Annotated in this window: 13 protein-coding genes; 3 read left to right on the forward strand and 10 right to left on the reverse strand. The window is 59.5% G+C overall.

All coding sequences use genetic code 11. The features are described 5' to 3' along the window. The first annotated feature begins 3 nt into the window (after positions 1-3). Positions 4-1,722 carry a proline--tRNA ligase gene (gene proS, locus ACMGG9_RS18495; RefSeq protein WP_414161620.1) on the forward strand — a complete coding sequence of 573 codons (1,719 nt, stop codon included), beginning with the start codon at positions 4-6 and terminating at the stop codon, positions 1,720-1,722. 68 nt (positions 1,723-1,790) lie between these two features. Here the strand turns inward: proS and nlpE are convergent, their stop codons facing one another. Genes nlpE through ACMGG9_RS18510 form a run of 3 tightly spaced genes read right to left on the reverse strand, consistent with a single transcriptional unit; the run spans position 1,791 to position 3,469 of the window. Then, positions 1,791-2,474 (reverse strand): envelope stress response activation lipoprotein NlpE, encoded by a 684-nt coding sequence (gene nlpE, locus ACMGG9_RS18500; protein WP_072627080.1) that lies wholly within the window; start codon positions 2,472-2,474, stop codon positions 1,791-1,793. Between the two features lie 29 nt (positions 2,475-2,503). Further along, positions 2,504-2,917, reverse strand: coding sequence for an alternative ribosome rescue aminoacyl-tRNA hydrolase ArfB (gene arfB, locus ACMGG9_RS18505; protein WP_060660319.1), 414 nt, complete (start codon positions 2,915-2,917; stop codon positions 2,504-2,506). Positions 2,918-2,920: 3 nt separating this feature from the next. Continuing rightward, a complete protein-coding gene (locus ACMGG9_RS18510) occupies positions 2,921-3,469 on the reverse strand; it encodes a YaeQ family protein (RefSeq protein ID WP_033644891.1) in 549 nt (182 codons plus the stop codon). A 213-nt stretch (positions 3,470-3,682) separates the two neighbouring features. Here ACMGG9_RS18510 and ACMGG9_RS18515 point away from each other — a divergent pair, with 213 nt between their 5' ends. Together ACMGG9_RS18515 and rof are read left to right on the forward strand one after the other, a co-directional pair. Next, positions 3,683-3,883 carry a YaeP family protein gene (locus ACMGG9_RS18515; RefSeq protein ID WP_033652508.1) on the forward strand — a complete coding sequence of 67 codons (201 nt, stop codon included), beginning with the start codon at positions 3,683-3,685 and terminating at the stop codon, positions 3,881-3,883. Beyond that, complete coding sequence (rof, locus tag ACMGG9_RS18520; protein ID WP_004931991.1) at positions 3,870-4,133, forward strand: Rho-binding antiterminator; 264 nt, start codon at positions 3,870-3,872, stop codon at positions 4,131-4,133. The genes ACMGG9_RS18515 and rof overlap by 14 nt, the downstream gene beginning before the upstream one ends. A 50-nt stretch (positions 4,134-4,183) precedes the next feature. On the opposite strand, the gene ACMGG9_RS18525 is transcribed toward rof, so the two are convergent. The 7 genes from ACMGG9_RS18525 to ACMGG9_RS18555 form a co-directional block, all read right to left on the reverse strand. Then, positions 4,184-4,498, reverse strand: coding sequence for a c-type cytochrome (locus ACMGG9_RS18525; protein WP_025304017.1), 315 nt, complete (start codon positions 4,496-4,498; stop codon positions 4,184-4,186). Beyond that, positions 4,498-5,829, reverse strand: a complete 1,332-nt coding sequence (gene tilS / locus ACMGG9_RS18530; protein WP_193160485.1) for a tRNA lysidine(34) synthetase TilS — start codon at positions 5,827-5,829, stop codon at positions 4,498-4,500. The genes ACMGG9_RS18525 and tilS overlap by 1 nt, the downstream gene beginning before the upstream one ends. Before the next feature lie 56 nt (positions 5,830-5,885). Then, positions 5,886-7,331: a dipeptide permease DtpD gene (gene dtpD, locus ACMGG9_RS18535; protein WP_414161621.1), complete on the reverse strand. Its 1,446-nt coding sequence runs from the start codon at positions 7,329-7,331 to the stop codon at positions 5,886-5,888. A gap of 68 nt (positions 7,332-7,399) precedes the next feature. Then, on the reverse strand, positions 7,400-9,538 hold the full coding sequence (cadA, locus tag ACMGG9_RS18540; protein ID WP_033635725.1) for a lysine decarboxylase CadA: 2,139 nt from the start codon (positions 9,536-9,538) through the stop codon (positions 7,400-7,402). A 95-nt stretch (positions 9,539-9,633) separates the two neighbouring features. After that, a complete protein-coding gene (gene cadB / locus ACMGG9_RS18545) occupies positions 9,634-10,977 on the reverse strand; it encodes a cadaverine/lysine antiporter (RefSeq protein ID WP_033644886.1) in 1,344 nt (447 codons plus the stop codon). A gap of 369 nt (positions 10,978-11,346) precedes the next feature. Next, the gene (gene cadC / locus ACMGG9_RS18550; protein ID WP_123061932.1) at positions 11,347-12,903 is read right to left on the reverse strand and encodes a lysine decarboxylation/transport transcriptional activator CadC; all 1,557 of its coding nucleotides are present in this window, start codon (positions 12,901-12,903) and stop codon (positions 11,347-11,349) included. 89 nt (positions 12,904-12,992) lie between these two features. Continuing rightward, on the reverse strand, positions 12,993-13,382 hold the full coding sequence (locus ACMGG9_RS18555; RefSeq protein ID WP_047026598.1) for a VOC family protein: 390 nt from the start codon (positions 13,380-13,382) through the stop codon (positions 12,993-12,995). Positions 13,383-13,457: the final 75 nt, after the last annotated feature.

The following is a 13,457-nucleotide window of genomic DNA, read 5'->3' on the forward strand; positions in this document are numbered from 1 at the left end:
ACCATGCGTACTAGCCAATATCTGCTCTCCACTCTGAAGGAGACACCTGCCGACGCCGAAGTGATCAGCCACCAGCTGATGCTGCGCGCCGGGATGATCCGCAAGCTGGCCTCCGGTCTTTACACCTGGCTGCCGACCGGCCTGCGCGTTCTGAAAAAGGTTGAAAACATCGTTCGCGAAGAAATGAACAATGCTAACGCGATCGAAGTGTCCATGCCGGTGGTTCAGCCTGCCGACCTGTGGCAGGAAAGCGGCCGTTGGGAGCAATACGGCCCCGAGCTGCTGCGCTTCGTCGACCGCGGCGACCGTCCTTTCGTGCTGGGCCCGACGCATGAAGAAGTGATCACCGATCTGATCCGCAACGAGATCAGCTCGTACAAGCAGCTGCCGCTGAACTTCTTCCAGATCCAGACCAAGTTCCGTGATGAAGTGCGCCCACGTTTTGGCGTGATGCGTTCCCGTGAGTTCCTGATGAAGGATGCCTACTCCTTCCATACCTCGCAGGAGTCTCTGCAGGAGACTTACGACGCGATGTACGAAGCGTACAGCAAAATCTTCAGCCGCATGGGCCTGGATTTCCGCCCGGTGCAGGCCGATACCGGCTCGATCGGCGGCAGTGCGTCGCACGAATTCCAGGTGCTGGCAGACAGCGGTGAAGACGATATCGTGTTCTCCACCGGTTCCGACTTCGCCGCCAACATCGAGCTGGCGGAAGCGGTCGCTCCGGCAGCGCCGCGCGCGGCGGCCAGCGAAGAGCTGCGCCTGGTGGATACGCCAAACGCCAAAACCATCGCCGAGCTGGTCGAGCAATTCCAGCTGCCGGTGGAAAAAACCGTGAAGACGCTGATGGTGCGCGCCACCGAAGAGAGCGGCCATAAACTGGTCGCCCTGCTGGTGCGCGGCGATCACGAGCTGAACGAAATCAAGGCCGAGAAGCTGGCGCAGGTTGCCGCGCCGCTGACCTTCGCCACTGAAGAAGAGATCCGCACCATCGTCGGCGCCGGCCCGGGTTCCCTCGGCCCGGTCAAGCTGCAGATGCCGGTGGTTGCCGACCGCAGCGTAGCGGCGATGAGCGACTTTGGCGCCGGCGCCAACGTCGACGGCAAACACTACTTCGGCATCAACTGGGAGCGGGATCTGCCGCTGCCGCAGGTGGCCGACATCCGTAACGTGGTGGAAGGCGACGCCAGCCCGGACGGTCAGGGCACGCTGCTGATCAAACGCGGCATCGAAGTGGGCCATATCTTCCAGCTCGGCACCAAGTATTCGGAAGCGATGAAAGCGACCGTACAGGGTGAAGACGGCCGCAACCAGGTGCTGACCATGGGTTGCTACGGCATCGGGGTGACGCGCGTCGTGGCCGCTGCCATCGAGCAGAACCACGACGAACGCGGCATTATCTGGCCAGACGCCATCGCGCCGTTCCAGGTCGCTATTCTGCCGATGAACATGCACAAGTCGTTCCGCGTGCAGGTGCTGGCCGAAGAGCTGTACAACACCCTGCGCTCCCACGGCATCGACGTGATCCTCGATGACCGCAAAGAGCGCCCGGGCGTGATGTTCGCGGATATGGAGCTGATCGGCGTGCCGCACTCTATCGTTATCGGCGACCGTAACCTCGACAACGAAGAGATCGAGTACAAAAACCGCCGCGTCGGCGAGAAGCAAATGATCAAAACCGGTGAAATCGTTGATTTCCTGCTGGGCCAGATCAAACGCTAAACACCGCGCGTCAGAGAATAAAAAACCCGCCTAGGCGGGTTTTTTTATGTCCATGGGGACAGGGGAGGTTAGTTGTTGCTGCAGCTTTTACTGCGGTCGAACGCGATTTTGCCGTCCGGCACCACCGCCTTCTCTATCAGCCCCTCTTCCATCGACGGCTGCACGCTGAAGTGCGCGTTGAAAGTCAGAAACACCGGCTCACCGGCATTCTTATTGGCTTTGGCGTAACCTTGCTCCAGCGCGATGTTGTTATCCACCGGGAACGTGATGCCGGTGGCGCAATCTTTGAACACCGCCGCGTCGGCCATATAGGTGTAGCTGCCTTTCATCACCATCGGCGTTTTAGGCAATGGCTTCTCGACCGGCTCCAGACGATAATTCAGCTTGGAGGCGATCGGCGCGCCGCTGCGATCCAGCATCTCAAGACTCTTGCCCACCGGGCGGAAGTAGCGTTTTTCCCCGGTGCTGTCAGTCAGCACCAGCTTATCCGCGGTGCGCGCCCATTTGCCGTAGTCGGCGAAGGTCTGATCGCCGTCTTTGGTGCCGCGATAAGTTTCCTGCAGCACAAAGGTGCCGTCCTCATCCAGGAACAGCGCCGTATCCAGCCCGCCGCAATCGGCGCAAGGCAACACCCCTTGATAACTCTGCGGCATCGCCTGCAGCGGTTGTTCCTTCGGTTGATAATGATTGTTGCATCCCAACAACGAGAGTGCGCCTGCCGCCAAGAACAGGGCTACCGTAATTTTCTTCACAGTTATTCTCCTACTGTGTTCATGTATTCCTAAGTGCGAACCTTGCCACGCAGCGCCTTGGTGGCGCCCTTACGCGCCTTGCCTTCCAAACGGCGCAATTTTGCCCCTTTGGTCGGCTTGGTCGCCTTGCGCGTTTTTTCCACCACCATCGCCTGCTGAATCAGCGCGACCAACCTGGCCAACGCCGCTTCGCGATTCAATTCCTGACTGCGATACTCTTGCGCCTTGATAATCACTACGCCATCAGCGGTAATGAGATGATGATTCAGCGCCAGCAGCCTTTCCTTATAATACTCTGGCAGGCTGGATGCCCGGATGTCAAAGCGCAAATGGATCGCCGTTGAGGTTTTGTTCACGTGCTGGCCACCCGCGCCCTGCGCGCGGATCGCCGTCAATTCCAGCTCATTATCCGGTATGGCTACGTTTCTTGACAGTTCCAGCACCGGTCACACCTGTGCCTGCTGCCACTCGGCAAACTGGATTTCCAGACTATTCTGAGCATCAGACAGCCAAATAGTTCCCTCCTGCAGCGTTGCCTGCAGCGTCATGGTGCGGCTGGCCAGCGCCGTCAGGCGCGCCAGCTGTTCGTCATCGAGGAAGCGCACGCTCAGGTTCTTGTAGCCGGCCACTTTTCCCTGCATCGCCTGCCACCAAACGTGCGCGGCGCGCTCGCCGTAAGCGTACAAGACCACGCGCGGCGACTGGTTGCAGGCCTTGCGGATGCGTTTCTCGTCGGGCAATCCCATCTCGATCCACATTTCCAGCCCGTTGTGGTCGTTGCGCTGCCAGATCTCCGGCTCGTCGTCGGCGCTCAACCCTTTGGTGAACACCAGCCGCTCGTCGGCGTGGCAGATCCAGGCCAAAAGTCGCAGCATCATGCGCTGCTCATTTTCGGACGGGTGTTGCGCCAGCGTCAGCGTGGCGTCGTGGTAGAAGTGACGATCCATATCAGCAATATTGACCGCGGCTTTATAAATGGTTGCTTTCAGCGCCATGGGTGACCTCGTTATTATCCGGCGACAGTGTACTTGATCAGGGCCAAACCCCGCCAGCGCGGTCAGGCTGCGGCAGTGCGAAAGGCGTGCCGGGGTGCTGATAACTCCATAACAGCTGTGCTATAGTCGTCTAGGATAGGATAAAACTCCGAGAGTCTGCGCCTCATCGCGATAGTAGTCTTGATGATGCAGAGGTTCTTAAGGGAGGAAACTGTGCAACAATACTGTGAGTTAGTACGCCGTACTTACGCCGAGATTGGCAGTGGAGATCTTGGCTACGTGCCTGATGCGCTGGCTTGTGCGTTAAAGGCATTGGACGATGTCGCAGCGAACCACGCGCTACCGTCCTCCGTTAGGGAACAGGCGGCCTTTGCCGCCGCTAACTTATTGGTGAGCGACTATGTTGATGAATGATGAGTACCAACCCATCAATTGCGATGACTACGACAACCTGGAACTCGCCTGTCAGCATAAACTTATTCTGAAGCTGGAGTTACGCGACGGAGAAGTGATCGAGGCCAAGGCGATCGACCTGCTGCAAAAGAAACGCGTTGAGTATCTGACCATCGAACAGAACGGCCAGCAGCGCGACCTGCGTCTGGACCATATCAGCAGTTTCAGTCATCCGGAAATCGGTACCGTGGTCGTCAGTCTGTCAGACTGAGCAGCGGTAACCCCATCCCAACAGGGCAGCCCAACGGCTGCCCTCGTCATTTAGGGCTTCAGGCTGGCGTAATAAGCCGCCAGATCGGCGATATCGTCATCCGACAATCCCGACACATAGGCTTTCATCACCTCGGCCTGGCCGCCGTTGCGCTCCCCTTTCTTATACGCCTGCAACGCGTGCTGCAGGTACATGGCGTTCTGCCCGGCCAGATTCGGGTACATCGGCACCGTCACCTTGCCCTGCGCGCCGTGGCAGGCCGCGCACGCGGCGGCTTTGGCCTGACCGGCGGCCGCATCCCCCGCCGCCAACGCCGGCAGGCTGAACAGGCCGGCGGCCAACAGCGCGATTTCCACAAACTTCATCATTGCTCCTCACGATTATGATTTTTTTCCCAGCGCAGCCGCCACGGGCGTTCGCCTTCCGGCACCTGCCCCGCCTCACAGACGAATACGCCCAGCGCGGCGATCAGCTGCTCATCATAATAAATCAACGGGATGCGTTCACGCTGCCAGGGAGGAATACCCAGCTCCTGCCACAGTTTTTTTATCGGCCGCGAATGGGCGCGCCCCACGATGCGCACCGCGCCCTGTACACCGCCGAAACGAATGCTAATCTGCTGCGATGGCAGCGGCGCGCGCAGCGCCAGATCGCCCTCACCGGCAACCAACTGCCCCAGCCCGTCCGGCAACGTCAGCGGCTGGTCAGGCTGCCAGGGCAGATGCACATCGCGCAGCGCCGCCAGCGGCGGCAACAGGTGCAATCGGCCTCGGAAACGGCGGATCTGATAGGCGCCGAGCTGCAGCTGCGGTTCGGCATCTTCCCGGCTGAGCGCCACCTCCTCCCACAGACGCTGCAACTGCTCACGCGCCGGCATGGTAACGTTGAACAATGCGATCCAGCGCCGCAACAGAGCGAAGCGCCGCACCGGCGAACAGGCCGTCAAACCGTCGATCGCCAATGAGCGATCCGCCGCCAACAGGCTTTGCAGCGGTTCCGCCAGCAGCTCGTCCAACAATTGTTCCTGTTCGGCGCACAGGCTGGCGCTGCGCGCCACCGCCGAGGCGAAGTGCGGCCAACGTTGATTGAGCTGCGGCAACACCTGCAACCGCAGGAAATTGCGATCGAAGCGCGTGTCCTGATTGCTGTCGTCGTCTATCCAGGCCAAGCCGTGGCGTTGCGCGTAATTTTCCAGCGTTTGACGCGAGCAGCCCAGCAGCGGCCGCAACAGCAGGTGCTCGCCCAGCGTGGCGCGCGCCGCCATCGCCGACAACCCTGCCGGCCCGCTGCCGCGCTTGAGCGCCAACAGGAAAGTTTCGCTTTGATCGTCAAGGTGTTGGGCGGTGAGCAGCGCTTCGCCCTCCGCCAATGCTGTGCTGAAAGCGGCATAGCGCGCCGCACGCGCCGCCGCTTCGATGCCGCCCTGGCGGGCATCTACCTGCACGTGCGTCACCGTCAGCGGGATCCGCCACTCGGCGCACCGGCTGCGGCAATGCTCAACCCAACGGTCGGCAAAGGCGCTCAGGCCATGATGCACGTGCAACGCGCGCAGCTGCAGCGCCGGACGTTGGCGGCGCAACGCCGCCAGCAGATGCAGCAGCACGCTGGAATCCAGGCCGCCGCTAAACGCCACCAGCAGCCGCTGCTGCGCGCCCAGCTGGTCCGCCACCTGCGTCGTTAATTGATCAGTATCCATCGGTAGGCTTTGTCACTTCTACATAGCTGCACGTTAACCCCGCCTACCGCCATCAATCAAGCATTAACCGTCCGGGCCTGGCGTCGCGTCAGCAGCCACCAGCCGCCCAGCACCGCGATCACCGCCAGCGCGCATCCGGCCGCTCCCCAGCCGATCTGGGCGAAAATGCGGCCATACGCCTGCATTGCCGCCCCTTCGATGTGATCCTCGGCGGTCTGATTGGCGATAATGCCCGCCAGATAGTTGGCGATCGAACCGGTCGCCAACATATAGATGCCGGTCAACACGCCGGTGGCGCCGGGGATATTCAGCCGGGTGATCTGCGCCATCGCCACCGGATCGATAAACAGTTCGGCAAAGCCCATCACCGCCAAACCGGCGATCATCAGCCCCATCGATCCCGGCCCGTGCAGCCGCGTATTGAGCGCCATCAGCGTAAAGCCGACGCCGATCAACAGCAGACCGAAGGCGAACTTGCACCAGATGCGCAGCGTGCGATCGCCATCGCCGCTCGCCAGCCAGGCCAGCGCCACGCCACCCAGCATCACCGCGCAGGCGTTAACCGACTGGAACAGCGCGGTCGGCACCGTCCAGCCGAACCAGCGCCGGTCAACGAAATGATCGATAAACAGGCTGATGGAGCTGCCGCCCTGCTGGGCAAAAGCCCAGAACAGCGTGCCCAGCAGCATCAGTACGATGATCTGCCACAGCCCCCGGCGCTGGCCGGCGTCCGCGCGCAGCATAATGCGCGCCACCAGCGCCACCGCCGCCACGCACACCAACCCGAGCAAATAGCCGGCCCAGTCGCGTTCAAACAGCAGCGTGAAGAACAGCGGCGACGCCAGCAGCGCCGCCAGCAGCCATCCCCAGTGCGGCAGGCCCAGGCTCCTGGCGCGCATCAGCGGTGCATTCACGCCGCGCGTGTAGCGGAAATGGCGTCCGCCCAGCAGAAAAATCACCAGACCGGCGAACATGCCGATCCCGGCCAACGCAAAGCCGACGTGCCAGCCATAGCGCTCGGCCGCCAACCCGCAGGCGATCGGCGCCAGAATAGATCCGACGTTGCCGGCGGCGTACAGCAGTGAGAAGCCCCCTTCGCGGCGCGAGTCCTGCGCCGGATACAGCTCGCCCAGCAGGCAGCTGATATTGGATTTGAACAGGCCGTAGCCGCAGATGATGATCGCCAGCGCCAGATAAAGCGACTGGGTGGAGACCGCGCTCAGGCCGAGCACGATATGTCCCAGGGTCATTAGCGCCGCGCCGGCGATCACCGCGACGCGGTTGCCCAGCAGGCGGTCGGCGAGCCAGCCGCCAAGAATAGGAGTGACGTAAACTAACGAAGCGTAAGCGCTGTAGAGATCGATGGCGTGGCTGTCGGTATAGCCGAGTTGGTGGGTCAGATAGAGGATCAATAACGCACGCATGCCGTAAAAGCTGAAATATTCCCAAATTTGTATCGCTACGACATAGTAGATTGCGCGCGGCTGTGAGGGTGTTTTCATGGTGGTCTCCCATCAGTCGGTGAACGACAAAGGGGAAGCGCGAGCGCCTCCCCTCTTATTGGCTGCGGTTATTTCGCCTTCAGCACTTTCACCCGATAACGTCCGTCCGCCTGGCGATAGGCGCCGTGAATGTCGGTTTCAAAGCCCGGATAATGCGCGCCGATTTCGCACAGCATCTGCAGGAACTCCAGCACCGGCCGGCTCTCTTCGGTCAGCATCTCGCCCGGCATCACCAGCGGCACGCCCGGCGGGTATGGGAGGATCATGTTGGCGTTGACCTTACCGACCATCTCTTCCAGATAGACCTCTTCCACTTCGCCGTGCAGCTCTTTCTGGAACGCCTGGTACGGATTCATCACCATGGTTGGCAGCACTTCGAACGCGCGGTACATCAGGTCCGGCAGGTTGTGTTGCTCCACCAGGCGGTGAATGTTCTGCGCCAGATCCTGAATGCGCATGTTTTCATAGAAATCAGGCGCTTCCTGATACAGCGAAGGCAGCATGTTTTTCACCCGCAGGTTCAGGTCGAACGAGCGTTTGAAGTCGGTCATCGCGCGCAGCAGGCTGAGCGCCTTGGTTTTATCGATGCCGATGCTGAACAGGAACAGCAGGTTGTAAGGCCCGGTTTTCTCGACGATGATGCCGCGCTCGTCGAGGTATTTCGCCACGATGCTGGCCGGGATGCCGAACGGTTGCATCTCGCCTTCCTTGCTCATACCCGGGGTCAGGATAGTGACCTTGATCGGGTCCAGATACATGTGTTCGTTGTCGATGTTCTTGAAACCGTGCCAGGCGCTGTCGGAGCGCAGCGGCCAGCATTCCGGCTCATCGATATGCTCCGGCTGCCAGACGTCGAAGAACCAGCCGTCGGACTCGACTTTCAGGCGTTTGATCTCTTTGCGGAACTTGATCGCGCGCTCGATAGAGCCGTTGATCAGGCGCTTGCCGGCGTTGCCTTTCATCATCGCCGCGGCGGTTTCGGTCGACGCCACGATGCCGTAGTGCGGCGAGGTGGTGGTGTGCATCATGTAGGCTTCGTTGAAGGTCTCTTCGTTGATGTCACCCTTCACATGAATCATCGAAGCCTGCGAGAAGGCCGCCAGCAGTTTGTGGGTGGACTGGGTTTCATAGATCACCTTGCCCTCCACGCGGCCGCCGCTCATGCCGCACTTGCCTTTATAGATCGGATGGAAGTTGGTGTAAGGCACCCAGGCGGAGTCGAAATGGATCGACTTCACGTCCAGGGTGTTCTTGATAAAGTCGGTGTTGTACAGCAGGCCGTCATAGGTGGAGTTGGTGATCACCGCATGCACCGGCCAGGTGGCGTTCGGGGTCTCCTTCACGCGTTTGGCGATGGTGGCGCGCTGGAACTCGCTCTGCGGAATGCCGCCGAGGATGCCGTAGGCATTGCGGGTCGGGCGGAAGTAGATCGGCGTGATGTCGCTCATCATCATCAGGTGAGTCAGCGACTTGTGGCAGTTACGGTCAATCAGCACCGTGCTGCCCGCCGGCGCCGAATACATGCCGACGATCTTATTGGCGGTGGAGGTGCCGTTGGTCACCATGTAGCTGCGCTCGGCGTTGAACACGCGGGAAATGTACTCTTCCGCCTCTTTGTGCGGGCCGGAGTGATCCAGCAGCGACCCAAGCTCGGACACCGAAATCGAGATATCCGACTTCATGGTGTTCGGGCCGAAGAAATCGTAGAACAGGCTGCCCACCGGGCTTTTCTGGAAGGCGGTGCCGCCCATGTGGCCCGGTGTACAGAAGGTGTATTTGCCTTCGCGCACGTATTTGAACAGCGCCTTGGTCAACGGCGGCAGGATGGTGTCGATATACTCGTCGGTGTTCTGTTTGATCTTGGCGGCGATGTCGGTTGCCGCGCCGAGCGCATACTCGAAGAAGCGCACCTGCATGCGCAGATCGTTCAGGCTGACGTCCAACGTGGAATAGGTGTTGGCGAATGCGTACAGCGGCATGTATTCGTTCAGTTGGCTGATCTCTTCGCACAGCTCCAGATTGTATTTGTCCCAGTCGAAGATCACCCCGCACAGACGGGCGTTGTTCTCGATCAGTTTCAGCAGGTCTTCGCGATCGTTAGGGTAAACGATGCGGAAATCCAGACTTTCCAGCGCCTGATGCAGTTCACGGATAGGCTCTTCTTTGAAGTAGACACCCATGTGATTCATGATGGCGATAACGTTCATATGCATTTCTCCTGGCAAAGCAAGCCCCTTCCCGTCGCGGCTGACAGGTCGGAAAGAAAGGGGCTGGGTAAATTCAGTCGGTCAGCGGACGCGAATCAGTGCGCTTTGGCCGTGGTGTTTTCATCGACCGCCGCTGCATTGGCAGCCTGGCGGGTATTCATTTTCCGGGCGTAGAACATCAGGATAATCAGGCTGATGATAAAGGTGCCGGACAGTTCGAAAGAGTTGGCGCCCATCAGCGCGATGAAGCAGAAGCCGCAGCCGCACACCGAAGCGATCAGGCTCAGCAGGTTGCGCACGTTGACCCCTTCGAAGCGAATCAGGTCTACGCAGGAGTAGAAGTAAGGCAGCATGGTCAGCAGCACCGCGATGCCGGTCAGCTCGCCGAAAAGATCGGAAGCCTTGCCGCCGGCGGAGCTCATCAGGGTGATCAGCACCATCAGCGCGGTCATTTTGCAGCTCGCGAGCAGCAGGCCTTTTTTCGGAATGCCATTTTTATCCAGCTCGCCGTACACTTTCGGGAAGTTGCCGTCGTTGGCGGCGCGCACCCCGGCCTGGCCGACCAGCATCATCCATGACCCGAGCGAGGTCAGGCAGGCAAAGGCGGTGAACGCGGAAACCATCGGTGCCGCCCAGTTGCCCATAATCGCCGAGGCGCTGATGGCGAACGGCGCGCCGCTGGCGGCCATTTCAGATGCCGGGAACATGCCGCTGATCACCTGGGTGGCGGCGATGTAGATGATGCCCGCCAAACCGGTGCCAAGCATGGTCGCCAGCGGCACGGTGCGTTTCGGGTTTTTCACCATGCCGGTGCTGACCGCCGCGGATTCCACGCCGATGAACGCCCACAGGCACAGCAGAATACTTTTGATGACCGCATGGCTGTCGGTGGTGCCGGAGGTATTCCAGTTAGCCTGGTAGGTGGCGGCGTCAAACCAGTGCCAGCCGAGGGTGGCGGTTACGATCACCGGGATCAGCACCAGCACCAGGCCCAGGGTGGTCAAGCGGCTGACCCATGTCCCGCCCAGCATGTTGACGAAGGTGAAGATCCACACGATGGCGATACAGGCGATGCCGGCAGGCACCGGGTTGTTCAACGCCGGGAAGAAGGTGGAGAGATAAGAAACGGCGGTAATGCCGATGGCCAGGTTGCCGATCCAGTTGGCATGGTAATAAAGCACGCCGGTCTGGAAGCCGAACGCCGGGGAAATTTCACCGGCGTAGGCGATAGGGCCGCCCTGCTGCGGATTTTTGGTCGCGAGGCGGGCGTACACGTAGGCCAGCGACATCGCCCCGATAATCGAGATCACCCATCCCCAAATGGCGATGGATCCGAGACTCGCCAGGTTGGCGGGCAATAAGGCAATCCCGCTCCCCATCATATTACCGGCGACTACGCCGGTGCAGGCAATAAGCCCTATTTTCTTGGGTGAAGCCATGGTCAGTTTCTCCTGATTTACGTTTCTTATAAGCCACACCCATAAATAAAAGATTTTAATGAGCCGGCTTGATAGTCAGGATGCTAACCATCGGCAGAAATAAAGTCCTAAAGATAAAGTGAGATTACGCTCATGATCATACAAATGATAACCTGAGGTTTTTGATTAACACATCAAGATAAAAAGGTAAGCTAAAGAAAAGATAAATATCGTTAAAAAACAGGATAATAACCAGGTTAATCACGAATAACAAACGGCAGAAAAGGAACGATATTGCGCAGCAAAATAACACAATGGCGCAACATTTCTTCACCAATAAATAACGCCGCCGGAATTCCCTGAGAATAATGGCGGCGTGGTTCTGGTGAATTATTGGCGCTGATAGTTATTTAAATAAGGCACCACGTTGGTCAATGACGTCTGGAATACGCCATTGGTGATCCAATGCAAGGTATCTTCACCGGGGCGCAGGTTGAACGCGGTAATATAAGAATCCGCCGCCAAATGATTCTGCCCCTGCATTTCATACACTTTGCCCAGCAGCACATAATTCAGCCACGACATTTGCAACTCAATCCCCAGCTCGATCGCCCGGTGCGCATCGTCAATGCGTCCCTGCGCCAGCGCATCAACCGCCAGAACTTGCTGCACGATCGGCGTATTTTTCAATTCGGGGATCGTCGCCAGATGGCTGATATCGGCGCGCAATTGCGCCAGCCCCTGGCTGTCGAACGGTTGATAAGAGTTGCGCAGCACATCCACCAGCGCTTTTTCCGCCAGCAGGTAGTGGAAATTCGGCGCGCTTTTAATCAGCTCGCTCAACTGCGCGCTGGCGCGAGTCAACGAATCGGCGTCGCCGTGGATCAACAATTGATGCGCCTGGTAGAAGCGCTGCAGCAGCGGCCCGTTGTCCGGCAGCAGCTGCGCCAGACGCTGTTCCAGCTGCGGCGGCCAGGGCTGTTTCAGCGCGGCGGACAGGCTGGCGAGGAAGTCGCTTTGGATCTTCAGCTGGTTATCGGCGGTAATGAAGTAACGCTTGTCCAACATGATTGAGCTGTCGGCGTTATCCACCAGCCGCACGGACAGGAAACACTGCTGGGCGCGGTAGTGGCGCTGATTGACGAACTCGATATACAGCGACTTGCCGGAGTTGCTGGGGCCGGAATAGTTGTAATTGGTTTGGTCGTGCACCAGGAAGGTCGAGTAGGTGTTGAGCGAATCGGTGATCAGCTCGCTGACGCCCACCACATAGGAGAGCTGCGGCATCCAGTTGCTGCAGCTCTCGCCGCCCTGGATGCGGATATCGATGTCGCGCGGATTGAGCAGCACCGGCATGGTCGATACCGGCACGCGTTGCGACAGCGTGGCGATGCCGACAAACGCCACGCAGACGCTGAGCGCCGCCAGAAACGCCAGCCACACCCAGAACGTCGAGCGGCGATAAAAGCGCGGCTGCTTTTCGCCGGGCGCGGCAACCGGCGTTCGGGTCCGGCTCGGCGGCACGTACGGCGTATCGTCTTCATCATCGCTGCCGTCTTCCGGCTCATGCATGATCACCGCAATCTGCGGCGCCGGCGCAGGGGCGGGCTGCGACTCCCCGTCTTCACACCAGATCACCGAAGCCGCCAACTTATACCCGCGCTTAGGCACGGTGATAATGTATTCCGGACTGTCGCTGTCGCCGTCTTTCAGGTATTTGCGCAGTTCTGAAATGCATTGGGTCACCACGTGATTAGTGACGATATTGCGCTTCCAAACGCTATCGATCAGCTCGTCGCGGCTCAACACCACATCGGGGTGCCGGGCGAAATAGCACAGCATGTCGATCAGGCGCGGTTCCAGCGTTTTCTGGCGGCCGTCACGGGTGATGGTGTTGTCGGCAGGGGTAACCAGCCACTCCCCGACGCGAAAAGCAGGCTCTTGCATGGCGGAAATAACTCTGTAGGCATGTGGGGCAAGGGCGCGATCATAGCATAATCGCCCCCGGCTGTGGCCGCCGGGAGGCGATTAAGCCGTTAACTCTCGTATAATTCTAACGGTAAACCATCGGGATCGCTGAAAAAGGTAAAACGAGATTGAGTATAAGGATCGACGCGTACCGGTTCGCAGGCGACGCCGGCCGCCTGCAGATGGGCGATGGCTTGGTCTATATCGTCAACGCTGAACGCCAGATGGCGCAGGCCGCAAGCCTCCGGGCGGCTGACGCGGGCCGGCGGCGAAGGGAAAGAAAACAGCTCGAGGGTGTATTGCCCGTTGAGCGCCAGATCCGCTTTCCAGGAGTCACGCTCCTCGCGGTAAACTTCACTCAGCAGGGTAAAGCCGAGAATGTCGCAATAGAAATGCTTACTGGCAGCGTAGTCCGCGCCAATGATCGCGATGTGATGCACCTGACGTAATGCCAGCATAGAAACCCTCTCCTGTTCATTCTGATGGTGCACGGTATCCGGCGGCGATGAGGCCGTCAATGAGGAAGCCCGGCG

This window comes from Serratia sp. BNK-10, from assembly GCF_047456065.1.
GTDB lineage: Bacteria > Pseudomonadota > Gammaproteobacteria > Enterobacterales > Enterobacteriaceae > Serratia > Serratia ureilytica.

Excerpts from the sequence above, each read along its gene's own strand:
- rof (WP_004931991.1), top strand. The coding sequence starts at position 3,870 with ATGTTGATGAATGATGAGTACCAACCCATCAATTGCGATGACTACGAC.
- ACMGG9_RS18510 (WP_033644891.1), bottom strand. The coding sequence starts at position 3,469 with ATGGCGCTGAAAGCAACCATTTATAAAGCCGCGGTCAATATTGCTGAT.
- cadB (WP_033644886.1), bottom strand. The coding sequence starts at position 10,977 with ATGGCTTCACCCAAGAAAATAGGGCTTATTGCCTGCACCGGCGTAGTC.
- cadA (WP_033635725.1), bottom strand. The coding sequence starts at position 9,538 with ATGAACGTTATCGCCATCATGAATCACATGGGTGTCTACTTCAAAGAA.
- ACMGG9_RS18525 (WP_025304017.1), bottom strand. The coding sequence starts at position 4,498 with ATGAAGTTTGTGGAAATCGCGCTGTTGGCCGCCGGCCTGTTCAGCCTG.
- cadC (WP_123061932.1), bottom strand. The coding sequence starts at position 12,903 with ATGCAAGAGCCTGCTTTTCGCGTCGGGGAGTGGCTGGTTACCCCTGCC.
- tilS (WP_193160485.1), bottom strand. The coding sequence starts at position 5,829 with ATGGATACTGATCAATTAACGACGCAGGTGGCGGACCAGCTGGGCGCG.
- proS (WP_414161620.1), top strand. The coding sequence starts at position 4 with ATGCGTACTAGCCAATATCTGCTCTCCACTCTGAAGGAGACACCTGCC.
- dtpD (WP_414161621.1), bottom strand. The coding sequence starts at position 7,331 with ATGAAAACACCCTCACAGCCGCGCGCAATCTACTATGTCGTAGCGATA.
- ACMGG9_RS18555 (WP_047026598.1), bottom strand. The coding sequence starts at position 13,382 with ATGCTGGCATTACGTCAGGTGCATCACATCGCGATCATTGGCGCGGAC.